Source organism: Allobosea sp. 05T433 (assembly GCF_056396065.1).
Genome location: NZ_JBFTKS010000022.1, coordinates 72,177 through 95,276 on the forward strand (window position 1 = coordinate 72,177; position 23,100 = coordinate 95,276).

Sequence of the window (23,100 nt, forward strand, 5' to 3'; positions counted from 1 at the left end):
GATGACGTTCGTGACGCAACAACCTCTCCTCATCGCGAATGTGAGGCCGGTCGCCTTTGGCCCGGCGATCCCCGCTGCGGCGATCGACATCCTCGTCGGCGGCGACGGCAACATCACCGCGATTGGCCCGGCGTTGCCAGCACCGCCCGACGCGCTGCGCGTCGACGGCAAGGGCGCCTTCGTCTCGCCGGGCTGGGTCGACCTGCACGTCCATGTCTGGCACGGCGGCACCGACATCTCGCTCAGGCCTAGCGACTGCGGGGCCGCGCGCGGCGTTACGACCATGGTCGATGCGGGCTCGGCCGGCGAGGCGAATTTCCACGGTTTCCGCGAATACGTCATCGAGCCGGCGCGCGAGCGGATCAAGGCCTTCCTCAATCTCGGCTCGATCGGGCTCGTCGCCTGCAACCGCGTGTCGGAACTGCGCGACATCAAGGACATCGACCTCGACCGCATCCTCGAATGCTATGCGGAGAATAGCGAGCATATCGTCGGCATCAAGGTCCGGGCGAGCCATGTCATCACCGGCTCCTGGGGCGTGACGCCGGTCAAGCTCGGCAAGAAGATCGCCAAGATCCTGAAACTGCCGATGATGGTCCATGTCGGCGAGCCGCCAGCCCTCTACGAGGAGGTGCTGGAGGCGCTGGGGCCGGGCGACGTCGTCACGCACTGCTTCAACGGCAAGGCGGGATCGAGCCTGATGGAGGACGAGGACCTCTTCACCCTCGCCGAGCGCTGCGCCGCGCGGGGTGTCCGCCTCGACATCGGTCATGGCGGCGCCTCCTTCTCCTTCAAGGTGGCCGAGGCCGCGATCAAGCGCGGGCTGATGCCGTTCTCGATCTCGACGGACCTGCACAACCGCTGCATGAACTTCCCGGTCTGGGACCTCGCGACGACGATGTCGAAGCTGCTCTCGGTCGGCATGCCCTTCGACGCCATCGTCGAGGCGGTGACCCACGCCCCGGCCTCGGTGATCAAGCTGGCGATGACGGACCGGCTCACGATCGGCGAGAGGGCCGATTTCACGATCTTTGAGTTGGTCGATGGCGATCTCGAGGCGACCGATTCGAACGGCGACGTCTCGCAGCTGACGCGGCTGTTCGAGCCGCGCTACGCGGTGATCGGCGCGGAAGCGATCGCGGCCAGCCGCTACGTGCCGCGCCCGCGCCGGCTGGTCCGGCACAGCCACGGCCTGTCCTGGCGTTGACGAAGGTGCCGGTAAGGTCGCGCGGTTTGCAAGGCCCACCCGAAACTGCAGTGGGGCACCGCCGTGGAAACAGCGCGCGGCAGGTATCGAAAGCCCGGACATGACGAAAGCCACGACGACGCAGTCGAGCGAAGACGAGCCAGGGCGCACCGGGCCGCGGCGTTCGCGCGTCAGCGGCATCGACCGCGCCGTGCAGATCCTCGACCATCTCCAGCAGGAGGGGCGAGCCCAGACCGCCTATGAGGTCGCCCGTGCGATCGGCGCGCCGCTATCGACCATCTATGCCATCGTCGAGGACCTGCTCGACAAGAGCCTGCTGACGCGCACCGGCGAAGGCGGCGTCTGGCTGGGTCCCCGGCTCTACCACTATGGCCTCGCCTATGCGCGCGATCTCCAGGTCATCACCGTGGCGACGCACGAGATGCATGTGCTGGCGCGCGAAGTCGGCGAGACCGTCCAGATCTGCGGCCGCGACGGCGGCATGATGGTGGTCGAGGCGATGGCCGAGGGCCCGGGGCACTTCGTCATCACCTCGCGCGTCGGCACGCGCGTGCCGCTGAACTGGACCGCCTCTGGCCGCCTGCTGGTCGCCGGCCTGGACGAGGCGGAGCGGGCAGCCCTTTTCCGCAAGAGCGCCAAGGCATCGCCGACCGGGCGCGCCGTCACCGACCCCACCGTCCTGCTCGCCCAATCGCGCGACGCGCTCGCCGCAGGCCTGTCGATCCAGGCGGGCGAGTCCGACTATGCGGTCGCCTGTATCGCCGCGCCGGTGCTGGACGAGGCCGGCGCCTGCCCAATCACTGTTTCGATCGTCTTGCCCGAGTTCCGCGTCAACGAGGAGCAATTGACTTTCGTCGAGGCGGTGAAGACGGCGGCACGGCGTATCGAGGACAAGCTCGGCTGGCGCGTCGGACACTTCGCCGCTGGTCGGAAAAGCGGCTGAAGGCCACTCGCGCCGCGGTTGCGCTTGCGGGATGCGCCCCGAGGCGCGGCCGTTTCTTGTCCCTTCCGAAGGATCAACCGAGGGCATGAGGCCCCGGGGCGCACGCCTATTCGGCCGCCATCCGGATCGTCTCGCCCTGTTCCCCGTTGCGGAAAGCCCCACGCATCCGGGCATCGCTGATCGGCCTCAGATTAGCGGACGGCGGATCGCACTGCGATCGCGATATGGATGCCGTCATCTGTCAGGTGCGATGTGACGCTGATGTCCTGGGCGGGAAAACCGCTTCCCGCTGGAAGCGCGATGGCTTGCCCCGGAATGGCGGAAAACCTGCTCATGCTCATCGGCTCGCGCGACCCGAGCGACTTCAGCAGCGCCTCCTTGCGGCACCAGAGCTTGGTGAACTCGGCTGCGGCAGACCGGGGCGGCCTTGTGCGCAGCCACGCGATCTCTTGGGGCGAGAGCGGGCCTTCACCCTGGGCGGGCGGATCGCGCGTCGGTTCGATATCGATGCCGACGCTGATCCCCTCGGCAACGATGCAGCCAACGCAGCTGCGTGTGTGCGACAGCGAGAAATCGATCGCCGGAACGGCAGCATCGGACCGATCTTCTGAGATCAGGGCGGGTTTCTTACCTGGCTGGTGGCTGAGGCGCAGCTCTGCAGGGTTGGCTCCCAGCCGGGACGCGATGGCGAGCCGCAGCAGGCCATGGGCCGCGATATAGGCATCCCGGTCGCCCTCGAACCGGAAACGTGCCGCGCGCTGCCTTTCCGCCGCGTCCAGCAATCCCATCAGCAAGGCCCAATCGCGACGAGCGATCTGCGCCAGTCTGAGCAGGTGCACGCTGCCCTGCGCGCCCTTTGGCAGCGCATCCATCAATTCGGGCAGCTGTGTCCGGGCGAGCAGGAGGTGCCCGTCCGCGGTGTCGCTCGCCAGCGTCAGTTGGCGCGCCATCCCGGCACCAGCATGGCTTTTATCGACCCGGTAAAGATCTCCGCCATCGCAAGGATGGTCTCGCTCCGGTAATTCGGGCGCGTATAGAAGAACTTCATGCGGAAGCAGTCATCCATCACATAGGCATAGACGTGCAGATGGTAGTCCGCGAGGTTGCCTGCCGCGACCGTATCGGGAACGTCCATCAGCGACGGGTCGGGTGGGAGGAAGCGCACGCCGTCGTAATTATCCTCCCAGACATTGCCGATATACTGGAACAACGTGCGCACCTTGTCCTCGCGCGCCAGGATCTTGGCCCGCGGATCGCTTGAATAGTAGCGCAGCGCGCTGTGTCCGATGCCATTGTCGGGGATGGCGCGGTACTGCGCCGCGACCGCCTCGAGCGCTGCAGCGAGCGCCGGCTCGCTGTCGAGCTCGCCATCGGGCAGGCGGGCGGTGATCGGCGTGTGGGTGATGAACCAGCCGACCGTGCGCGAGGGATCGGCAGCGCGGATGCAGCTCTCCCGGCCATGGGCGACCTTGTGAAAGATCAGGTTGCGCTGGCCCGACAACCGGTTGGCCGTGACGGCGAGACTGGCGACGATGGCGTGGATCATGGTCGATTGAGCCGCGCCGCCCAGCCGCTCGCGCAGGCCTGCCATCGCGGCTGCATCGAGAACCTCGAAGCCATGGCTGTCGATGTCGCGCTGCAATGCTCCCTCGACCTGCGCATCCTCCGGGAAGGGCAGGGCGCCGCTCGCCTCGCCGATCCAGTAATCGAGCTGCGCCTCGGCCTGCGGGCTTCGCGCATAGGCAATCACCTGCTCCACCCATTGGTGATAGGGCGTGGTCTTGGCCGGGAGCACGACGGGCTTGCCGGCTTCGAGGGCATCATAGGCGGTGCGCAGATCCTCGAGCGTGACCTGCAGGGACAGGGCGTCCGTGACGAGCTCATGCATCGTCAGGAAGAGATGGTGGTTGCTGCCGGCTGGATCGGCGAACAGGGCGACCGTCATCACGGGGCCGTTTGCAATGTCGAGCGTCGCGTGCAGCCGCTCGATCTCGCTGCCGATGAAGCCGAGCTGCGTCTCAAGGGGCGCTGCGGGCAATGCAAGCACGTGCACCGGGACGCGCTGGGCCTCCGGAAGCGCGATATAGTGCTGCGCATAGTGGCCCTCCGTGCCCTTCGTGAAGCGCAGGCGCAGCGCATCGTGATGGGCGACGACGTCATGCAGTGCGCCCTGCAGCAGGGGCGGGTCGAGCATGGCGCCAAGACGGGTGATGAAGCCGACATTGAACATGTCGGGGTTCGGCCTGGCCCAGGTGAAATAATAGCTCTGCATCGGACTGAGCGGCGAGACCGCGCCGGGCGTCGTCCATGCGCTGGCAACGCTCGTCCTGCCCTCGAGCAGGGCGGCGAGAGCGCGGATCGTCGGATAGTCGTGGATATCGGCCGGCGTCAGAACGACGGAATCGGCTCTCGCACGCGCCGCAACGCGAAAAGCCTGGATGGAATCGCCGCCGATCTCGAAGAAATTGTCGTCCATGCCGACGCGGGACTGCCCGAGCACCGCCCTCCAGATCGCCAGAAGGCGGCGCTCCATCTCGGTCGAGGCTGCGTCGGCTTCCGCCACGGCGGGGACCTCGTCGGTCACCGTCAGGGCGTTGCGATCGAGCTTGCCGTTGGGAAGCCGCGGCAGCGCCCCGATCTGGATGAAGCGCGAAGGCACCATGTAGTCGGGCAGGCGCGTCAGCAGAAATCGGCGCAACTCGCTGGACAGGGTGCTGTCGAAGCTGTCGGCGGCCGGCAAGACGCAGAAGGCGACGAGTTGCCGTCMTCCCGCCGTTTCCGCGGCGCTGACGGCGCAGGCACGGATCTTCGGATGGGCTGCGAGCGTCGTCTCGATCTCGCCGGGCTCGATGCGGAAGCCCCTGATCTTGATCTGGAAATCCTTGCGGCCGATATAGTCGAGTTCGCCATCGGGCCGGGTCGAGACCATGTCTCCGGACCGGAACAGCCGCGCATGCTCGCGCTCGCCGGGCTCTGCGAATGGATTGGGAATGAAGGCCTGGCCGGTCAGGTCCGGGCGTCCGAGATAGCCTTTCGCAAGCCCTGGGCCTGAGACGCAGAGTTCGCCCGCGACGCCGGGACCGACGGGCTGGAGATGGTCGTCGACGACATGGACGCGCATCCGCCCGATCGGCTTGCCGATCGAGACGATCTTGCCCGTCAATGCAGCGGGGGTGACGGTGCAGCAGGTGGCGTCGGCCGCCACCTCCGAGGAGCCGTAGAGATTGATCAGCGTGACGCTCTCGCCGAGTTCCGTGACCTGGCGGGCAAGGTCGCTCGGAAGCAGTTCGCCTGACGATGTCAGATAGCGCAGATGGGGCAGGCGAGTGCCGGTGGCGCGGGCAGCCTCGATCAGGGCCGCCAGCAGGGATGGCACCAGGATGAGGCGCGTGATGCGCTCATCGGCGAGAAGCTGCAGCAGCTGGAACGGATCGCGCGCTGTCGCATCATCGGCGACGACGCTGGGAATGCCCTTCAGCAGGCCGCCGAGCATTTCCCAGATCGAGTCGACGAAATTGAGCGCGGTCTTGCTGCAGCAGATTTCGCCGCTCTCGAACGGGAATTCCTGCCACATCCATTCAAAGCGGCTGAGCATCGCGGCATGCGAGCCGAGAATGCCCTTGGGTCGGCCGGTCGAACCAGAGGTGTAGACGACGTAGGCCGTGCGCTCGGGATCATCGGGCGGTGCCGCCGGCACGCTGCCCGCTGCCGGCAGGGGCCTGTCGAGATTCAGGAGCGCGCAGCCGGATTCGCGGAGGAAGGCCGCATCATGTGTCGCGTCCAGCGTCAGCACCACGGGCGCGGCTGCGTCCTCCAGCATGAAGCGCAGGCGGTCCTCGGGATAGGACGGATCAAGCGGCACCCAGGCGCATCCCGCCTTGAGAATGCCGAGGATGCCCGCGACAGCCGCGATGCCGCGTGGCATGCACAGGCCGATCAGCCTTGCCTCGGATGTGCTCTCGCCGGCGGGCAGGAGCTGACGGATGGCTGTGGCGATCTCGTGGGCCCAGGCGTCGAGCTCGGCATAGCTCAGCCGCCGTTCACCGGCCTTGATCGCCAGTGCCGTGGGCAGGCGCCGCGCCGTATCCTCGAAAATGCGGTGGAACATGGAAATCCCCGTCAAATCTGGCGCGTAGCGGCAGGCGATGCCTTTGGCGATGACATCAGGAACGCGCTGGCAGCCAGCGTGGCGAGGCACAGCCCGAACGGCGCGAGATAGCTGATCGCGCTCAGGGCGCCGTTGAGAATCGAAGACAGGCCCCAGACGAGCGCATTGATCGCGATCGCGATCCCGAGGACCCAGCCCTGGCGATCATCGCTGACGGACCGGGAAAACAGGGTGATGATCGCACCATAGGCGACCGATACGGTGATTGCCGTGGGAAAGGCGATGATCCAGAGCAGGTCGAGGCGGGGGACGGCGAGCGAGGCCGCGATCAGCCCGGCGGTGCTCCATAAGGACCATGTCGCGATGGCGCGCGGGTCGAACCGCTTCTCGAGCACGGGCAGACAGAGGCCGTAGGCGATGCAAAAGCCGATGCCGAGCGTGGCCATGAGCAATGAGATGGTGCCCGCATCCTCGCCGAACCGGTTCAGCACCAGGCTGGGCAGGAACAGGAAATAGGTTCCCCAGGCGGTCTGCATCAGGCCGAACACCAGCATCAGATGGCGGATGGCAGGATCGCGCAGCGCCGCGCGAAACCCCGCCACTCCCATCAGCAGATTGATCGGCGTCGGGTCGGCCTGCGCGGGAGGTTCGCGTGCCTCCTGGAATGTCGTCGCGATCAGGACGAGGCCGATCAGGGCGCCACCGGCGGTCAGGGCCATCGGAAGGATGAAATCGCTCAGGACAGCAGCGGCATCATGCGAGAACGCGCCGCCGATCAGCGGGCCGACGATGAAGCCGAGCGACGACGCGAACAGGCAGAGGCTGAGCGTGAGCGCGCGCGTCTGGCTGCTGCTCGCATCCACGGCAGCGGCCTGTGCGACGGCCTGGCTGCCTGCCGTGGTCCCTCCGATGAAGCGGCCGATCAGCAGCAAGGCGACGAGATTATAGGCGATGGCGCCGCCGATCAGCGCAAAGCTCAAGGCCATGCCGAGCATGCAAAGGATCAGGATCCGCTTTCGCCCGATGCGGTCTGAGATCTCTCCGAGCACCGGCGCGGCATAGAGCATGACGAGTTCGTAGAGGCCGAGCGCGACGCCATAGACGAGATAGCGCAGGCCGGCAGGCGCTGCCGCCATCATCAGGGGCTGATCGCCGATGAGCGCCGCGGCAAGGACCGGCACGACGATCGTGTAGCCGATGCTGTCGATCAGGATGATGGCAAGGAGGGGGCCGACGCGCAGGATCATGGAGAGCGTCGTCATGCCGGCACTCGCGACGGCTGCGCCCCGTGCCGGGATCGTGCAGGGGAGGGCTCGTCCCGGCCAAGGATCATGACGTCAAATCTGCCTATCCATCCGGAACCGGCAACGCCTGAACTACCGAATGTTCGAAACGTTACGTCATGAAAACATTCACACGCCCATCTGTTGTGATCTGTCGCAAAGGTCAAGGCGCAAACTCCAGCCGAGCCGCACTCTCAAGGGTGGCTCTCTTGAAAGGGCTGGCTCGGTTCGCCTGAACCGTTCCGGAGCTGTCGCTCCGTCGATTTTTGCTCTGGTCGTGCCGCGATCGGGATTGGCTGCTCCCGCCCGTGGCGGGCATGGGCCGTTCGAGCACATGTGCGGACCCGCGAGGCAGGCCACTTGACAAGGAGGATTCTTGGTGAAACGTTTCCACCAAAGATGGAAACGTTTCCACGAGGGAATTGCCATGATTTATGACTCTCTCGATCGCCGTGCTTTCCTCCGGGGCGGGGCGGCAGCCGTTGGCGGGCTGGGGCTGCCATTCCCGGCGCAGGCGGCGGATGAGCGATCCCTGGTCGTGGCTATCCCTTCGAACCCGTCGACCTTCGATCCGATCAACCAGGGCAACCACGATGCCATGGTGGTCAATCAGCTCATCTTCGAGAACCTGATCGAGATCGACGGGGAGGGGCGGCGGCGGCCACTGCTTGCAAAGTCGCTGCCCGCGATCTCTGAAGACCGGACCGAATACATCTTCGAGCTGCGGGACGACGTCGCGTTTCAGAACGGACAGCCCTTCACGGCCGAGGACGTGAAGTACAGCTACGACTATATTCTCGACCCGGCTAACAAGGCGCTGCGGCGCTCGGTCTGGACGAATATCGAATCCGTCGAGATCCTGGCGCGCCACAAGGTGCGCTTCAAGATGAAGGCGCCGTTCCGGCCCTTCCTCGACTACATGACCAAATACATGGGTATCTTTCCGGCCGGGAGCCGCGAGAAATACGGCAACGAGATCTTCCAGCAGAGGCCTGAGGGCCTGGGAACCGGGCCCGGCATCTTCGTCTCCGCGCGGTCCAACGATGTCGTCGAGTTCCGCCGCAACCCGAATTACTGGCGCAAGGATCTCCCGGGCTGGGACCGGTTGCGCGTGCGGATCGTCTCCGAGGAGGCGGCCCGCATCGCGTCGCTGATGTCGAAATCGGTCCACATCATCGGGGCGCCGCCGGTCCGCGACTATCTGCGACTGCGGCAGGCCAAGGCGCAGGGCATCACCGGGGCGAGCCGTCCGGCGCTCGGCAGCATGATGCTGATGATCCACAACACCCGAAAGCCACCGTTCGACGACCCCGATTTCCGCAAGGCGGTTTCGCTGGCGACCGATCGCAAGACCATCGCCGAGAAGATCTTCAACGGTCTGGTCGAGCCCTCGGCAGTGCCCGCTCCCGCCTCGGCCTGGTGGTACAATGCCAAGGCGGCTGAAGACCTGGCCTTCAACCTGGAAAGAGCGAAGGCTCATCTCGCCAAATCCCGTTATGCGTCCGGGGCCGAATTCGAGTTGCTCTATTCGTCGCAGGGTTATCTGCTGGACGTCGCGGACGCGGCCCTCTTCATCCAGGCATCGCTGGCCCGGCTCGGAATCAAGGTCAAACTCCAGCCGCTCGAGACCGGCCAACTCATCGAGCAGGTTTTTGGCGGCAACCAGACCTCCGCGCTCATGGCGGTCATCGGTCCCTCCGATCCCACCTTCATCATTCAGGGCATCTATACACCGAACCAGGTGATGACGCGCAGCTCCGGCTACAGCAACGAGCGGCTCAATACGCTTCTGACCGAGAGCTTCCGTGTCGACGACGAAAAGTCTCTGGGACCGATCCTGGCCGATATGCAGGCGATCCTGGCGGCGGACTCGCCGTCGACCTGGATCGGAGCCGTCCACAGCTTCAACCTCTGGCGCAGCAATGTGCAGGGCTTCGAGCCGAATACCGGGATCACGCTGCGCCTGACCGACGCGGCCGTGGCCGATCTCCGCTGAGGCGAGAAACCATGTGGTTTGCCAGTCGCATTCTCAGCAGTCTTGCCGTGCTCGTCGTGGTCAGCGCGCTCCTCTTCGCGCTCACGCGGCTGACCCCGCTCTCGCCGGCGCGGATCGTGCTCGGCACGGACGCCACCGTCGAGCAGATCCATGAGTTCGAGCGCGATCGCGGTCTCGACCGCGCTTTGCCCGCCCAATACGCAGCATGGGTTGCGCAGCTTCCCCGCTCGGGCTTCGGCACCTCCTACATCACCGGCCGTTCGATCGATCTCGAGCTGCGCGAGAGCCTGCCGGTCACAGTCGAACTGGTGGTCGCGACCTTTCTCCTGACGCTGGCCGGCGCGATTCCGCTCGGCCTGGTCGCCGGGCTGACGGAAGACCGCTGGCCGGACCACCTGATCAGGGTACTATCCCTGATGGCGGTGTCGGTCCCGGGATTCTGGCTCGCCCTGATCCTGATCCGTGTCTTTGCCGTCAGGCTGGGCTGGGTGCCGCCGATCGGGATCACGCCGCTCTCGGAAGGCTGGCACGCCCATCTCGCCTCCCTGGTGCTGCCGGCCTTGTCGATCGCGCTCTACTATATCGGTGCGCTTAGCCGCCTGATGCGCGCTTCCGTCATCGAGATCCTGGGTCAGGACTACGTCCGCACCGCGCATGCTCTCGGCTTGAGACGCAGTCTGGTCGCGCGCTACGTGGTGAAGAACGCGCTTCCACCCTTCGTCAGCGTCGCCGGGATGTCGTTCGGCTACATGTTCGGCTGGGCGATCATCATCGAGCTGGTCTTCAACATACCGGGTCTTTCGCGGGCCCTGCTGACCGCCATCACGCAACGCGACTATCCGATGATCCAGGCTACCGTCCTGGTCGTCACGGTGATGTTCATCCTCTCAAATCTCGCTGCTGATCTTGTCCAGCGGCTGATCAATCCGAGGCTGAGACATGCTTGACGCCGCGCGTTCGACAGCACCTGCGCCAATGGCATCGGCCGCCGGCATCCGCGCCGTGCCCCGGCTGTCCGGGCTCACCGGCACGATGTGCCGCCTCGCTCAGACGCGCATCGGCCTGGCCGGGTTGGTCATCGTCGGCTTCGTCGTCCTGGCTGCGCTTCTCGCTCCCTGGCTCCCTCTGCACGATCCCCTCGATCTGATGATGGAGCATCGGCTGGAGCCTCCGGGGCCGTCATTCCTGCTGGGCACCGACGAGGTCGGCCGCGACATCCTCGCCCGGCTCGTCTGGGGTGCGCGCGGATCCCTGATGATCGGCGTGCTGACCGTCGCGATCGGCCTCTCCGGCGGGCTCTTGGTCGGTATCCTCTCCGGCTACTACAGCGGCACGCTCGTCGAGACCGTCCTGCTCGGCCTGATGGATATCTTCGCGGCGATCCCGCTGCTCGTCTGGGCGATCGCGATCGTCGGAATCTTCGGCACCGAGTCGGTGCAGCTGGGGCCGCTCGTGCTCCCCAACGAAGCCAAGATCATTCTCCTCGTCGGCTTGCTGTTCATCCCCGGGCTGGCGCGCGTCGCCCACGGCCTGGCCCTGGCCGAGGCCAGGGCGGATTACGTAGCAGCGCGGCGCCTGCAAGGCGCGGGGTCCTGGTCCATCATGGCCAGCGATATCCTGCCCAACATCCTCTCGCCGATCTTCGTCCAGGCGAGCGTCCTGATCGGCATCGGCATCATCATCGAAGCCTCGCTCAGCTTCATCGGGCTTGGCGTGCAGCCACCGACCCCGAGCTGGGGTGGAATGCTGGCCGATGCGCGCTCGCTCGCCTTCTCCGACGAATGGTGGGTCGCGACCTGGCCGGGCCTGGCGATCTTCCTGACCGTGATCGGCTTCAACCTCGTCGGCGACGCCCTCCGGACGGTGCTCGATCCCCGGCGGCGTGATGGGGGACCGGCACTATGAGCGCGCCCGTGCTGTCCCTGAATGACCTGTCCATCGCTTTTGGTCAGGGCGCCGCGGCCCGGACGGTGGTTCACGGCGTCACCCTCCAGGTGCGGGCCGGCGAAAAACTCGCGATCGTCGGCGAGTCGGGCTCGGGCAAGAGCGTCACCGCGCTGGCGATCATGCACCTGCTTGGGCGCTCGGGCCGGGTCGTGGGGGGCGCGATGAGCCTCGAAGGGCAGGACATCACGGCTATTCCCGAGAGCGCGTGTCGCGACCTGCGTGGCCGCAAGGTGGCCATGATCTTCCAGGATCCGATGACCGCCCTCAATCCCGCCTTCACGATCGGCCGGCAGCTCGTCGACGCCATTCGCAGCCATGACGATCCGGGCCCCGGGGCGGCCCGGTCGGAGGCCGAACAGCTCCTCGGCAAGGTCGGTATCGACGATCCGCACCGCCGGAGCGGCCAATATCCCCATGAGCTCAGCGGCGGCATGCGCCAGCGTGTGCTGATCGCGATGGCGATCGCCTGCCGGCCGCGCCTGCTGATCGCAGACGAGCCGACGACGGCGCTCGACGTCACCGTTCAGGCCCAGGTGGTTGCGCTGCTGCGCGACATCAGCGCGACATTCGGGATCACCCTGCTGTTCATCTCGCATAATCTCGATCTCGTCGCGGAGTTCTGCGACCAGATCGCGGTGATGTATCGCGGCCGGATCGTCGAAACCGGCAGCACGGAGGCGATCTTCACGTCGCCACGTCACCCCTACACGCGTCTCCTGCTGGACTCCGTGCCAAGGCCAGGCCGCCCGCTGCGCGCCGCTGAGCCCGGCCGCCTGACCGGGAACCCCGGCGAAGGCGCCTGCGATTTCCTGCCGCGCTGCCCTCTGGCTGACACGGACTGCAGCTTGCGGCCGAGCCTGCGGGGTGAGGGCGGCCATGTCAGCGCCTGCTGGCGGAGCGTCTGAGATGAGCCAAGCCGAAACAGTCCCGCCGCCGCTCCTTGCCGCCGCAGGCGCAAGCCGGCGCTACCCCCTGGCGCGTTCGGCGCTGGCGCGCCTGCTCGACCGGAGGACGACGTCGGCTCTGCTCGGGGCGAGCTTCGAGGTCCAGGCCGGCGACGTGCTCGGCATCGTCGGCGAAAGCGGCAGCGGCAAGTCGACGCTCGCGCGGCTTCTCGTCGGGCTCGACCGTCCGAGCAGCGGTCAGGTCTCGTTCGAAGGACGCGATCTTGCGAGCTTTGCGGCCGCGGACTGGCAGCGTTTCCGAAACCGCGTGCAGTTCGTCTTCCAGGGCGCACACACGGCCTTGAACCCGCGCAAGACCGTCGCGCGCAGCCTGAGCGAAGCCTTCGGCGGGCCGCTCGCGCCGGGAGCGCTCGATGCCCTGCTGGCGCAGGTCAGCCTCGGGCCGGAGCTGCTCGGTCGGCTGCCGCATCAGCTATCGGGCGGCCAGAAGCAGCGGATCGGGATCGCCCGCGCCCTGGCCAGGAAGCCGGAGGTGCTGATCGCCGACGAGCCGACATCGGCTCTCGACGTCTCCGTGCAGAACGAGATCATTGCGCTGCTTCAGCAGCTGCATCGCGACAAGCACCTGACGCTGGTGATCATCAGCCACGATCTCGGGCTCGTCGGGGCGTTCTGCGACCGCGTGCTGGTGATGCATGCCGGCCGTATCGTCGAAATGGGTCCTGCCGCAGAGATTCTGGCGGCGCCAGCGCATCCCTATACGCAGCGCCTGGTCGCCGCCATCCCGCGCGGGCTCGCCGGGCGCAATCGCCCGGCCGAACCGCCACTGCCCGAAGCGGCCCGCCATGGCGGCTGCCCCTTCGAACCCCGTTGCAGCAACCGGATTCCGATCTGTGCGCAAAGCGAGCCACCCGAGGTTCACCTCGGCGATCGGCTCGTCCGTTGTCACGCAGCGCCCATCTCGGTCCAAAACCTAGCGGAGACCAACCTATGACAGCGCGCTCGTTTCGAGTGGGTGCCGATATCGGTGGCACCTTCACGGATATCACCTTCCTGGAGAACGGTCAGACGGTCCATTCGTTCAAACGACCGTCGACGCCCGACGACTACAGCCGCGGCATCGTCGAGGGCGTGCTTGCGTTGCTGGCTCGCATCGGCGGCAAGCCGACCGAGATCGAGGAGGTCGTGCACGCCACGACCGTGGCAACCAACGCGATCCTGGAGGGCAAGGGCGCCACGACCGCGCTGCTGACGACGCGCGGATTCCGCGACGTCCTCGAGCTCGGCCGGCTGCGCATGCCCGAGCTCTACAATCTGAATTATGAAAAGCCGACACCGCTGGTGCCGCGCCATCGGCGCTACGAGATTGCCGAGCGCATGGGAGCCCATGGCGACATCGTCCTGCCCCTGGACGAGGACAGCGTCGTCGAGGCGGCGCGCAGCATAGCGGCGAGCGACACGCGAGCAGTCGCGGTCAGTTTCCTGCACGCCTATGCCAATCCGCAGCACGAGCGGCGGGCCTGCGAGATTCTCGCCGGGATGCTCGGCCCCGAGGTCTTCGTCAGCTGCTCCAGCGATGTCCTGCCGGAGATCCGCGAATACGAGCGGACGAGCACGGTGGTGGTCAACGCCTATCTCGGGCCCGTCGTGCGCTCCTATCTGCGTGCCCTGTCGACGCGGCTGCGCGATGCCGGCATTCACGCACCGCTGCAGGTCATGCAGTCGAGCGGAGGCGTGATGAGTGCCTTGTCCGCGAGCGAGAAGCCGGCCTGCATCATCGAGTCCGGTCCCGCGGCCGGCGTCATCGCTGCCGCCCGCATCGGAGCGGCGGGACGCTCAAACGATATCATCACGATCGACATGGGCGGCACGACCGCCAAGGCCGCGATCATCGAGCAGGGCCAGCCGGCACGCACGACGGAGTACGAGGTCGGGGCCGGGATCAACATCTCGAGCAAGCTGATCAAGGGCGGCGGGCACGCGGTGAAGCTGCCGTTCATCGACGTCTCCGAGATCGGCGCCGGCGGCGGCAGCATCATCCGGGTCGATGCCGGCGGCCTGATCCAGGTCGGTCCCGACAGTGCCGGCGCCGTCCCGGGCCCGGCCTGCTACGGCACAGGCGGAACCCGCCCGACGCTGACCGACGCGCTCGTCGTGCTCGGCTACATCAATCCGGAATACATCGCCGGCGGCGCCGTGCGCCTCGATGCGGAGCGCTCGCGGCGTGCGATCAGCGAGCAGGTCTGCGCCCCCACGGGGCTTGATCTCGAGACGGCCGCCCATGGCGTCTACGCCATCGCGGCCTCGACGATGATGCGAGCCGTCAAGGCCGTCTCGACCTATCGCGGCCGCGATCCGCGCGACTTCACCCTGTTCGCCTTCGGCGGCAACGGTCCGGCGGTGGCAGCCGAGATCGCGCGCCTCCTCGACATGAAGCGTGTCGTCGTCCCGTCCCATCCTGGCGTCTTCAGCGCGCTCGGTCTGCTCTACTCGACGACCGAGCACGACCTGATGCAGACCTATTTCTGCGCGCTCGATGCGATCGACTCCGACAGGCTCGATACGGCCTACCGCAAGCTCGAGACCAGCATGTTCGCCGGCCTGGAGGCCGACGGCTTCACCAGAGCGGATATCGAAATCGAGCGGCTGGCCGACCTGCGTTACGCCGGGCAGGCCTATGAGCTGACGATCGGGCTGACCGACCGTCCGGGCGACCCCATCGACATCGCCGCCATGGGCGCGGCCTTCCACCGCGAGCACAAGCAGACCTACGGCCATGCATCGACGAGCGATCCGCTCGAGATCGTCAATATCCGCGTGACCGGCCGTTCCCGCAGCGACAGGACCGACGCCTATCGGCCGTCAGCCCCGGACGCGCGAACGGGGGTGGCGGGCTCTCCGTCGATGCGGACCTGCTGGTTCGGACCGGACTGGGGGCACCTGGAGACGCCGATCATCACGCGTCTCGACCTCGCGGCCGGCGACCGGGAAAGCCCGCTGATCGTCGAGGAATACGACGCCACCTGCGTGGTTCCTCCTGGCTGGACGGCGGGTCTCGACGAATTGGGCAATCTCGTACTCACAGCCTCGGAAAGGTGACGTCATGCTCGCCCCTCATAGTGCCCCCCATTCTGGCCCCGAATTGTCGCGCTCCGATCCGGTGACCCTGGAGATCGTCAAGAACGCGCTCGCGTCCATCGCCGACGAGATGGCGCTGGTCATCCTGCGCAGCGCCTATTCGCCGATCGTCCGGGACTCGATGGACTACTCGACGGCGCTCTGCGATCGAAACGGCCTGATCATCGCCCAGGGCCTCACCAATCCGGTGCATCTCGGCTCGTTCCCGAGCGTGATGGTCAACATCCTGAAACGCTTCGGCGGGACGATGCAGCCGGGCGACGGCTACATCACCAACGACCCCTACGGTGCCGGCGGCATGCATTTGCCGGACGTCTATCTGGTCAAGCCGGTGTTCCACGCCGGCCATGTCGAAGGCTTCGTAGCGAGCCTCGTCCACCACACTGATCTCGGCGGCATGGCGCCGGGCAGCATGGCCCTGCATGCCACCGAGATCTTCCAGGAAGGATTGCGGATCCCGCTTATCAAGGTGATGCACGAAGACCGGATGGACGAGAACCTCCTGGCTTTCCTGGAGGTCAATTCCCGCGTTCCGGAACAGGTTCTGGGCGATCTTCGGGCCCAGATCGCCGCCTGCGCCGCTGCCGAACGCGGCTTCGGCAAGGTGCTCGAAAAATACGGCGCGCCGGCCATGCGCGGCATGCTGGCGGAACTGCACGCCTACGCGGAAAGGCTCGTCCGCGACGAGATCCGCGCGATGCCTGACGGCGTCTATGAGGCCGAGGATTTCATCGACGGCCTCGGCGAGGGCGGCGGGCCGATCCGCTTCAAGGTGACGATCACGGTTGCAGGCGACGAGCTTGAGATCGACTGGACGGGGACCAGCGGGGAGGTTCCGGGCGCCATCAACGGACCTGTGGCGATCACCTATTCGGTCGCCTATGCCGCCTTGCGCTGCGCCGTCCAGGCGGCGGTTCCAAACTGCGAAGGCTATACGCGGCCGGTTCGGGTCGTGGCTCCGCTCGGCACTATCGTCAACCCGCGTCCGCCGGCGGCCTGCGCAGCCCGCGGCGTCATGGCCTATCGCATGCTCGATGTGCTGTTCAACGCGTTTGCCCAGATCGTGCCGGACCGGATGCCTGCCGCCGGCGAAGGCGGGCCCTCCGCCGTGTCGCTCAGCGGCATCCACGAGGGGAAGACCTGGCTGATCACCGATGGCATTCTCGGAAGCTGGGGCGGCCGGGCCACGAAGGACGGGGTCGACGGGATCGCCAACCCCGGCGCGAACCTCTCGAACATGCCGATCGAACTGATCGAGGCACGCTATCCCTTGCGGATCGAGAGCTATGGTCTCGTCGCCAATTCGGGCGGTGCCGGCCGCCGCCGTGGCGGCATGGCGATCACGCGCTCTTACCGTATCCTCGGGGATGACGCGCAACTGACGATCCGCTCGGACCGGCGCGCGCATCTGCCGCCGGGCCTCTTCGGCGGATGTCCGGGCTCGCCATCGCTCAATATCATCGATCGGAACGGCACGACTGAACTGCTCCCGGTGATGCCGATGCGGACGCTCGCTCTCAGCAAGGGCGATCTCTTCACCCATGTCGCGCCTGGCGGGGCAGGCAATGGCGATCCGCTCGAACGTGACCCGGACCATGTCGCAGCCGATGTCCGCGACGGCCGCTTCACCAGGGAGTTCGCCCGCGACGTCTATGGTGTCGTCACTGGAGCGAACGGTCGCGCAGACCGGGTCGCAACGGACATTCGTCGCGATGGCCTGGCGTCCGATTTGCCGAAACTGGCGGAAGCGCAGCTCCGTCTCTTCATGGACGGGGATCAGGGCCGGGCGGCGCTGAGCCCGGAATATGAGGGAGAGCCGGCATGACGGCGCAAGTCGCACTCTCGGCAATCGATCCGGGCCACAACCGGACCGATTGCCGCCGGTACGATCTCGCCCGACTCCTGCGCCCAAGCTGGGCGGAGCTCGATTTCGGTGCATTGAGCCGGAATGTCGCGGCAACGCGCAGTCTGGTCGGACGGGATGTTCGCATCTACTTCGTCTGCAAGGGCGACGGCTTCGGCTTTGGCGCCGCCGCGGTCGCGAAGGCCGCGGAACGGGCCGGCGTCGACGGCTTTTGTGCCGGCAGCCCTGACGAAGTCGTTTCGATCCGCAGCACCGGCACGACGCTTCCCGTCCTGTTGTTCGCGTCGACCACGCCGGGCGATCTGCCGGCCGCCGCCAGGCTCGGCGCCACGGTCACGGTCCAGAGCATGGCCGATATGGACGCGGTGCTGACGGCTGGCGAGCGGATCGAGGTCTTTGTCGAGGTTGATTGCGGGCTTGGCCGCTACGGTCTGCGCCCCGAGCAATGGCCCGGCGTGCTGCAGCGCCTTCGTGCTGCCGATCATGTCGGGGTGCGCGGCCTGTACTCGCATCTCAGCACTCCGGATGATCCGGGCGTCAGCAGGCGCCAGGCAGAGCTCTTCCGGCAGGCGGCAGCCGATGCTGCGGCAGCCGGCCACGACGATCTCATCCTCATGCTGGCGTCTAGCCGGGTGGTGCTGGCCTATCCCGACATGCTCTTCAATGCGGTCGACCCCGGGCGCCTGATCTATGGCGGCGGGCTTGACGAGCACTGGATGGAGAGCGGCGGCCTCTCGCCTCTGCTCACCGCGGTGAAATCCCGGATCATCCAGGTCCAGGAGCATCCTCCGGGAACGGTGCTGGGGATCGGATATGGCGCGCCGATCGCCATCGAACGCGGCATGCGGACCGCGGTCGCGCCGATCGGCTTCTGGGATGGGCTGAACCATGTTCCGCCGCTCGGGGAGGTTCTGATCCACGGCCGGCGCTGCCCCGTGCTCGGGCGCCGGACCTTTCAGCATTCGGTCATCGACGTGACGGGGATCTCCGACGTCGCGCCCGGCGATGAGGTCGTGGTCCTTGGGCGGCAGGGCACCGAAGAGATCTCGATCCATGATCTCGCGACGGCGATCGGCATCACGGTCATCGAATTGGTCCCTCGGCTCGCGCGCTCCTTGCCGCACGTGTATGTCGGCCAGGGGCAGGAGAGGGACGGTCGGCGTGGCTAAGATGGGGACGAGGCAGTCGGCGGACGAGCCCAGGCCGATCACGATCAAGGACGTCGCGAGCCGGGCCGGTGTCGGGCTCGGCACCGCTTCACGGGTTCTCAATGGCAACGAGAATGTCGCACCTCATTTGCGCGAGCAGGTTTTCAAGGCCGTCCAGGACCTGGGCTATCACCCCAATTCCGTGGCGCGCTCCATGCGGCTCGGAAAAAGCTACGCCGTCGGCTGCCTCGTCACGGATATCCGCCAGCCCATAGCGGCTGAAATGATCGCCGCCGCGGAAAATACCCTGCGTCGCGCCGGCTACACGCTGATCGTTGCCAGCACGCATTTCGACGACAGCCGCGAGGCCGAGATCCTGTCGCTGCTGCAGAACCGCGTCGTCGACGGCATGCTCCTGGCGGTCAATCGCGACAATGATCCGGAGACGGCGCGGCGGCTTACCGCCATCACCATTCCCATGGTGCTCTGGGAGCGCAGCCCCGATGGCGGTTTCGATACTGTCCTGACGGAGCATCGTGTCGGCGCTCGCAGGGCAACCGAGCATCTGCTGGCGCTGGGGCACCGCGAGATCGCGCTCGTCGCCGGTCATCTCGACACCTGGGTCGGGCGGGAGCAGCGGGCCGGTTTCGATGCGGCGTTCGCAGACCGGGGGCTGGAACCGCCGGCAGGTCGTATCTTCGAGGTGGGCGCATTCGGAGCCCGCAAGCTTGAGGCCCTATGCCGTGGCGAGCGGCCGATCACGGCGATCATCGCCAATATCGACGAGATCCCCGGTATCCTGCATTTCTGCGCGAAACGCGGCCTCGTGCTGCCGCGCGACATGTCGATCGTGTCGATCGGTGACGCCAGTATCCTGGAAGTCATGACGCCATCGATCACGGCCGTGCGCGGCAACGGCACGAAAGTAGCCCAGCTCGCAGCCACGCTTCTGCTGAAGAAAATGTCCGACAAGCAGCCGGAAACGGCATCGGAGCGCTTATCCGTCGGCATGCAACTCAAGGTCCGGCATTCCACGGCGCCTTTGAACGATGGCGGCGGCGAGCATGTTTAGCGTCCGCAAAATCGTTGCTGATCACTGATCGATCGTCTCGGCTCCACGGTGGTGGAGAGGAAAGTCATGATGTCCCTCCATGTCAGAACACCGACACACCACTCGTCTGCTCTCTCCCGGGCGAGCGGGCGAAGGGTGTGGCTGAAGCTTGAATCCCTTCAGCCCTCGGGGTCCTTCAAGCTCCGCGGAATTGGCCTTGCGTGTCAGGACCATGCCAGGCGCGGCGTGAAACGCTTCGTCAGCTCGTCTGGCGGCAATGCCGGGATCGCCGTCGCCTATGCCGGGCGTGAGCTCGACATCCCCGTCACGGTTGTCGTCCCCGAGACGACATCGCCAAGAGCCTGTCGCCTGATCTCGGACATGAAGGCCGATGTCCTGATCCACGGTGCGTCCTGGCAGGAGGCAAACGAGCGCGCGCTTGCGATGCTGGGTGAGAGCGATGCGTTCATCCACCCCTTCGACGACCCGGTGGTGTGGCGGGGGCACTCGACGATCATCGATGAGGTGGTCGAGGATGGAGTGCAGCCCGACCTCGTCGTTCTCTCCGTCGGCGGCGGCGGATTGCTCAGTGGCGTCATCGAAGGCTTGCAGCGCCACACGCTGAACTGTCCCGTTCTTGCGGTGGAGACGACGGGCGCGTCCTCCTTTGCCCAGTCGGTTGCCCGGGGCGAGCGCATCGTTCTGCCAGCGATCGAGAGCATCGCCACCTCGCTCGGTGCGCACCAGGTCTCGGAGCATGCCTTTGCTCTTCTTGCACAGCATCGCATCGACTGCGCCGTGGTCTCGGATCTTCAGGCGGTGGAGGCGTGCCTGCGGTTCCTGGACGACCATCGCATCCTCGTCGAACCGGCATGCGGGGCGAGCATCGCCACGCTCTACCAGAATGTCGCGGAACTCGCCGATTACCAGAACATCCTGGTCATCGTCTGCGGCGGGGCGACATCGACGGTGGAGCAAATGACTGCATGGCGCCACAGTCTCTCATCAGAAAGTGAAATCTAGGACGAGGCCTGTGTTTCCGCAGCGCGTGTCAAACAACGCTTGAAATTCAACTTGGGGTGATTGTGATGTCGGTCGATATTCGGGGCGAATACATCGAGAGAGCGGCCCTCGTCGTCATGCATTATCAGGTCGACGTGTTCGAGATCCTGTTCGGAGAGAAGCCATCGCCCTTGCTGGATCGGTGCAACGCACTGATCCGGCGCTGGCGCGCCACGGGCCGGCCGGTGCTGTTCCCGAATTTTTCGCTGGGCGCAGACTATGAACATGCCCCGCCGGGAACCAACCGCCAGATCACGCCCTATCTCCCGAGCGGACGATTTCGTACCGGTCTGCCCGTCGCGGGCCTCGCGATCGAGCCGGGTGACCTCGTCTATACCTGTCCGCGCGCCAGCGTCTTCCACGGCACGTCACTCGACGCGGACCTTCGCACGCGCGGTGTCAGCACGCTTGTCATGGCCGGGATCAGCACCACCGGCGTGGTCCTGTCCAGCGTCGCCTGGGCCTGTGATGCGGATTACGATCTGCGTCTGGTCCAGGACTGCTGCTTTGATCCGGATCAGGAGGCCCATGACGCCCTGTTCCGCTCCAGTTTCGGCGGACGTGTCCTGGTCCTGTGAGGCGAATGCGGCTGGACCTGCCGCCCCGTACGCGAGCCGTTCGAACGATTCGGAGGGAGGGACTGGCGCGCAGGACCGTGGGTTGCGTCGTCATGCCGACAATCCCAACAGGCGCGCCCTGGGCCCGGATTTCGCCGGGGACGGGACCGCGAGCGGACACCGCAGACGCCGGCCTGGTGGTGGGCGTTGCCTCCCGTGGGAGGAATGTGTCAGCGGGGCGGCTTGTCGGACTCCGAGGATGCCGATGGCGCTAGCTGCGGACTGGCCGCCTCGGCGGTCGTGCCGGGGTCCGGAACGGCCTCGGCCATCGCGATGGCGTCGCTCTCGATCGAGGCGGCGAGGCGGCGGTAATCGTCGAAGTTGAACATCGCGCAACGTCCGTCCTGGGACCACTGGGTGATCACCTCCCAGACGAGATCGTACTCCTCGCAGACGCTGCGAAACCGTAGATCCCGCATTCGTGCGAAGCGATTGCGGAACGCAGGAATCTTAAGCATGAGACGGGCAAGCCCGCGTTCTTGAGCCGACATGGTACGCCCCTCGTGAACCCACCAGAAGACATAGGCAAGGAACGCATAGGCAAGGGCGGAAGGCGGCAGCGATATCGAGTGTCGCAATTTCTGCTGGGAATACTGACACGAAGCGACATCCGCTTCAAATATACTTTCAAGTGACGTCGACCATTTGTGTATGGGATGCGGGATCGTAGTTAAGGCAGGTTTGCCGGATTCGCAGAGAGTCGCCACCGGGTTTCCAATGCTGCGTTCAAAGCAACGATTTGGACCGGCTGCGTTGCTGTCAGCTCTTGGTGCGCGCTGGCGCGGTGCGAGACGGAACGGGGCGGGTTTAGTCCAGCCTGATCAAGAAAGATCCCGCGCGACGTCCAGAAAGGCCTTGATCGCCTTGTTGTCCCGGCGTTCGCTCAAGCAGATCAGGGATTCCTCCATCAGGATCGGCGGCCCGTCGAGGGCGATGCGCACCAGGCCGCGATCGCCGCGCAGCTCGGCCTCCGAGACGAAACCGATGCCGCCACTCGCCGCCACGATGTCGAGCGCAGCCTCGCGCCCTTCGACCTCGATGGCGTAGGTCAGCCTGACGCCGGTCTCGGACGCGCGCTGTTCGAGCAGCCGGCGCGTCCGCGAGCCGCTTTCCCGGATCACGAGCGCCATGCCGGCAAGCTCCGCCAGCGCCAGCGACCGGCGCGAGGCAAGCGGATGATCGGCTGCGACGACGGCGATGATCCGCGCCGCATTCAGCGCAATGATCTCGAAATCACGGTGCGGGGCCATATCGCCGAGGACGCCGATATCGGCCTCGTAGCTTCGCAGCTGCGCCACGATGGTCTCGGTGTTGCCGGCGCTCACCGTGATCCGCACGCCCGGATAGATCTCGCGGAACGCTGTCAGCACATGCAGGACATGATGGACGGAATCGGCCGCGAGCCGCAGGGTCCCGAGCCGCAGGGCGCGCGACTCTAAGAGCAGCCCGCGCGCCTGGTCCTCGGCATCGAACAGGCGGTGCGTGATCGCGAGCAGCCTTTCGCCCATCGCGGTCAGGGCGATCTGCCTGTGCTGCCGGCTGAACAGCAGCACGTCATACTCCTCCTCGAGCTTGCGGACCTGATCGGAGATCGCCGGCTGCGTCAGGTTCAGCTCGCTCGCGGCGCGTGAGAAGCCGCCGGCGAGCGCGACCTGATGGAAGGCACGGAGCTGGACATAGCGCATGGCGGGATCCGCGCAGGGTGGAGCCGGGGAGGCGATACGCATCAATGCAACGATTCAATTTATGCGTCGATCGAAAATAACGATTTTTCAGATGCTCTATTGCCGGCGATGATGCCGACATCGAAAGCAGTCGCCAGTCGAAAGCA

General features: G+C 66.1%; 18 protein-coding genes. 13 read left to right on the top strand and 5 right to left on the bottom strand.

Annotated features, from left to right (window positions below; translation table 11 throughout):
* Position 1: 1 nt before the first annotated feature.
* Together AC1DGP_RS25350 and AC1DGP_RS25355 are read left to right on the top strand one after the other, a co-directional pair.
* Positions 2-1,207 carry an amidohydrolase/deacetylase family metallohydrolase gene (locus AC1DGP_RS25350; protein WP_441507370.1) on the top strand — a complete coding sequence of 402 codons (1,206 nt, stop codon included), beginning with the start codon at positions 2-4 and terminating at the stop codon, positions 1,205-1,207.
* Positions 1,208-1,307: 100 nt separating this feature from the next.
* Positions 1,308-2,150, top strand: coding sequence for an IclR family transcriptional regulator (locus AC1DGP_RS25355; protein WP_441507371.1), 843 nt, complete (start codon positions 1,308-1,310; stop codon positions 2,148-2,150).
* 191 nt (positions 2,151-2,341) lie between these two features.
* Here the strand turns inward: AC1DGP_RS25355 and AC1DGP_RS25360 are convergent, their stop codons facing one another.
* The 3 genes from AC1DGP_RS25360 to AC1DGP_RS25370 are packed head-to-tail and all read right to left on the bottom strand — an operon-like array spanning position 2,342 to position 7,520.
* Positions 2,342-3,100 (bottom strand): 4'-phosphopantetheinyl transferase family protein, encoded by a 759-nt coding sequence (locus AC1DGP_RS25360; RefSeq protein ID WP_441507372.1) that lies wholly within the window; start codon positions 3,098-3,100, stop codon positions 2,342-2,344.
* Positions 3,085-6,258, bottom strand: a complete 3,174-nt coding sequence (locus tag AC1DGP_RS25365) for an amino acid adenylation domain-containing protein (protein ID WP_476832640.1) — start codon at positions 6,256-6,258, stop codon at positions 3,085-3,087. The genes AC1DGP_RS25360 and AC1DGP_RS25365 overlap by 16 nt, the downstream gene beginning before the upstream one ends.
* 11 nt (positions 6,259-6,269) lie before the next feature.
* On the bottom strand, positions 6,270-7,520 hold the full coding sequence (locus AC1DGP_RS25370; protein WP_441507374.1) for an MFS transporter: 1,251 nt from the start codon (positions 7,518-7,520) through the stop codon (positions 6,270-6,272).
* A 448-nt stretch (positions 7,521-7,968) separates the two neighbouring features.
* Here AC1DGP_RS25370 and AC1DGP_RS25375 point away from each other — a divergent pair, with 448 nt between their 5' ends.
* The 11 genes from AC1DGP_RS25375 (at position 7,969) to AC1DGP_RS25425 (ending at position 21,230) form a co-directional block, all read left to right on the top strand.
* Positions 7,969-9,537 carry an ABC transporter substrate-binding protein gene (locus AC1DGP_RS25375; protein WP_476775954.1) on the top strand — a complete coding sequence of 523 codons (1,569 nt, stop codon included), beginning with the start codon at positions 7,969-7,971 and terminating at the stop codon, positions 9,535-9,537.
* A gap of 11 nt (positions 9,538-9,548) precedes the next feature.
* The gene (locus AC1DGP_RS25380) at positions 9,549-10,484 is read left to right on the top strand and encodes an ABC transporter permease (RefSeq protein WP_441507376.1); all 936 of its coding nucleotides are present in this window, start codon (positions 9,549-9,551) and stop codon (positions 10,482-10,484) included.
* On the top strand, positions 10,477-11,442 hold the full coding sequence (locus AC1DGP_RS25385; RefSeq protein WP_441507377.1) for an ABC transporter permease: 966 nt from the start codon (positions 10,477-10,479) through the stop codon (positions 11,440-11,442). The genes AC1DGP_RS25380 and AC1DGP_RS25385 overlap by 8 nt, the downstream gene beginning before the upstream one ends.
* Positions 11,439-12,389, top strand: a complete 951-nt coding sequence (locus AC1DGP_RS25390; RefSeq protein ID WP_441507378.1) for an ABC transporter ATP-binding protein — start codon at positions 11,439-11,441, stop codon at positions 12,387-12,389. Before AC1DGP_RS25385 ends, AC1DGP_RS25390 begins: the two co-directional genes overlap by 4 nt.
* A gap of 1 nt (position 12,390) precedes the next feature.
* Positions 12,391-13,383 (top strand): ABC transporter ATP-binding protein, encoded by a 993-nt coding sequence (locus tag AC1DGP_RS25395; protein ID WP_441507379.1) that lies wholly within the window; start codon positions 12,391-12,393, stop codon positions 13,381-13,383.
* Positions 13,380-15,488, top strand: coding sequence for a hydantoinase/oxoprolinase family protein (locus AC1DGP_RS25400; protein WP_441507380.1), 2,109 nt, complete (start codon positions 13,380-13,382; stop codon positions 15,486-15,488). Before AC1DGP_RS25395 ends, AC1DGP_RS25400 begins: the two co-directional genes overlap by 4 nt.
* Before the next feature lie 4 nt (positions 15,489-15,492).
* Positions 15,493-17,352, top strand: coding sequence for a hydantoinase B/oxoprolinase family protein (locus AC1DGP_RS25405; protein ID WP_441507381.1), 1,860 nt, complete (start codon positions 15,493-15,495; stop codon positions 17,350-17,352).
* The gene (gene alr, locus AC1DGP_RS25410) at positions 17,349-18,560 is read left to right on the top strand and encodes an alanine racemase (RefSeq protein WP_441507382.1); all 1,212 of its coding nucleotides are present in this window, start codon (positions 17,349-17,351) and stop codon (positions 18,558-18,560) included. Before AC1DGP_RS25405 ends, alr begins: the two co-directional genes overlap by 4 nt.
* Position 18,561: 1 nt before the next feature.
* Positions 18,562-19,611: a LacI family DNA-binding transcriptional regulator gene (locus tag AC1DGP_RS25415; RefSeq protein WP_441507403.1), complete on the top strand. Its 1,050-nt coding sequence runs from the start codon at positions 18,562-18,564 to the stop codon at positions 19,609-19,611.
* Between the two features lie 69 nt (positions 19,612-19,680).
* Positions 19,681-20,613, top strand: coding sequence for a pyridoxal-phosphate dependent enzyme (locus tag AC1DGP_RS25420; RefSeq protein ID WP_441507404.1), 933 nt, complete (start codon positions 19,681-19,683; stop codon positions 20,611-20,613).
* A gap of 65 nt (positions 20,614-20,678) precedes the next feature.
* On the top strand, positions 20,679-21,230 hold the full coding sequence (locus tag AC1DGP_RS25425) for a cysteine hydrolase family protein (protein WP_441507383.1): 552 nt from the start codon (positions 20,679-20,681) through the stop codon (positions 21,228-21,230).
* Between the two features lie 209 nt (positions 21,231-21,439).
* On the opposite strand, the gene AC1DGP_RS25430 is transcribed toward AC1DGP_RS25425, so the two are convergent.
* Positions 21,440-21,727, bottom strand: a complete 288-nt coding sequence (locus AC1DGP_RS25430; protein WP_441507384.1) for a hypothetical protein — start codon at positions 21,725-21,727, stop codon at positions 21,440-21,442.
* 363 nt (positions 21,728-22,090) lie between these two features.
* Positions 22,091-22,954, bottom strand: a complete 864-nt coding sequence (locus tag AC1DGP_RS25435; RefSeq protein WP_441507385.1) for a LysR substrate-binding domain-containing protein — start codon at positions 22,952-22,954, stop codon at positions 22,091-22,093.
* Positions 22,955-23,100: the final 146 nt, after the last annotated feature.

Coding starts and splice junctions, on each gene's coding strand:
- AC1DGP_RS25350 (WP_441507370.1), top strand. CDS start 2: ATGACGTTCGTGACGCAACAACCTCTCCTCATCGCGAATGTGAGGCCG.
- AC1DGP_RS25355 (WP_441507371.1), top strand. CDS start 1,308: ATGACGAAAGCCACGACGACGCAGTCGAGCGAAGACGAGCCAGGGCGC.
- AC1DGP_RS25360 (WP_441507372.1), bottom strand. CDS start 3,100: ATGGCGCGCCAACTGACGCTGGCGAGCGACACCGCGGACGGGCACCTC.
- AC1DGP_RS25370 (WP_441507374.1), bottom strand. CDS start 7,520: ATGACGACGCTCTCCATGATCCTGCGCGTCGGCCCCCTCCTTGCCATC.
- AC1DGP_RS25375 (WP_476775954.1), top strand. CDS start 7,969: ATGATTTATGACTCTCTCGATCGCCGTGCTTTCCTCCGGGGCGGGGCG.
- AC1DGP_RS25380 (WP_441507376.1), top strand. CDS start 9,549: ATGTGGTTTGCCAGTCGCATTCTCAGCAGTCTTGCCGTGCTCGTCGTG.
- AC1DGP_RS25385 (WP_441507377.1), top strand. CDS start 10,477: ATGCTTGACGCCGCGCGTTCGACAGCACCTGCGCCAATGGCATCGGCC.
- AC1DGP_RS25390 (WP_441507378.1), top strand. CDS start 11,439: ATGAGCGCGCCCGTGCTGTCCCTGAATGACCTGTCCATCGCTTTTGGT.
- AC1DGP_RS25395 (WP_441507379.1), top strand. CDS start 12,391: ATGAGCCAAGCCGAAACAGTCCCGCCGCCGCTCCTTGCCGCCGCAGGC.
- AC1DGP_RS25400 (WP_441507380.1), top strand. CDS start 13,380: ATGACAGCGCGCTCGTTTCGAGTGGGTGCCGATATCGGTGGCACCTTC.
- AC1DGP_RS25405 (WP_441507381.1), top strand. CDS start 15,493: ATGCTCGCCCCTCATAGTGCCCCCCATTCTGGCCCCGAATTGTCGCGC.
- alr (WP_441507382.1), top strand. CDS start 17,349: ATGACGGCGCAAGTCGCACTCTCGGCAATCGATCCGGGCCACAACCGG.
- AC1DGP_RS25415 (WP_441507403.1), top strand. CDS start 18,562: ATGGGGACGAGGCAGTCGGCGGACGAGCCCAGGCCGATCACGATCAAG.
- AC1DGP_RS25420 (WP_441507404.1), top strand. CDS start 19,681: ATGTCCCTCCATGTCAGAACACCGACACACCACTCGTCTGCTCTCTCC.
- AC1DGP_RS25425 (WP_441507383.1), top strand. CDS start 20,679: ATGTCGGTCGATATTCGGGGCGAATACATCGAGAGAGCGGCCCTCGTC.
- AC1DGP_RS25430 (WP_441507384.1), bottom strand. CDS start 21,727: ATGCTTAAGATTCCTGCGTTCCGCAATCGCTTCGCACGAATGCGGGAT.
- AC1DGP_RS25435 (WP_441507385.1), bottom strand. CDS start 22,954: ATGCGCTATGTCCAGCTCCGTGCCTTCCATCAGGTCGCGCTCGCCGGC.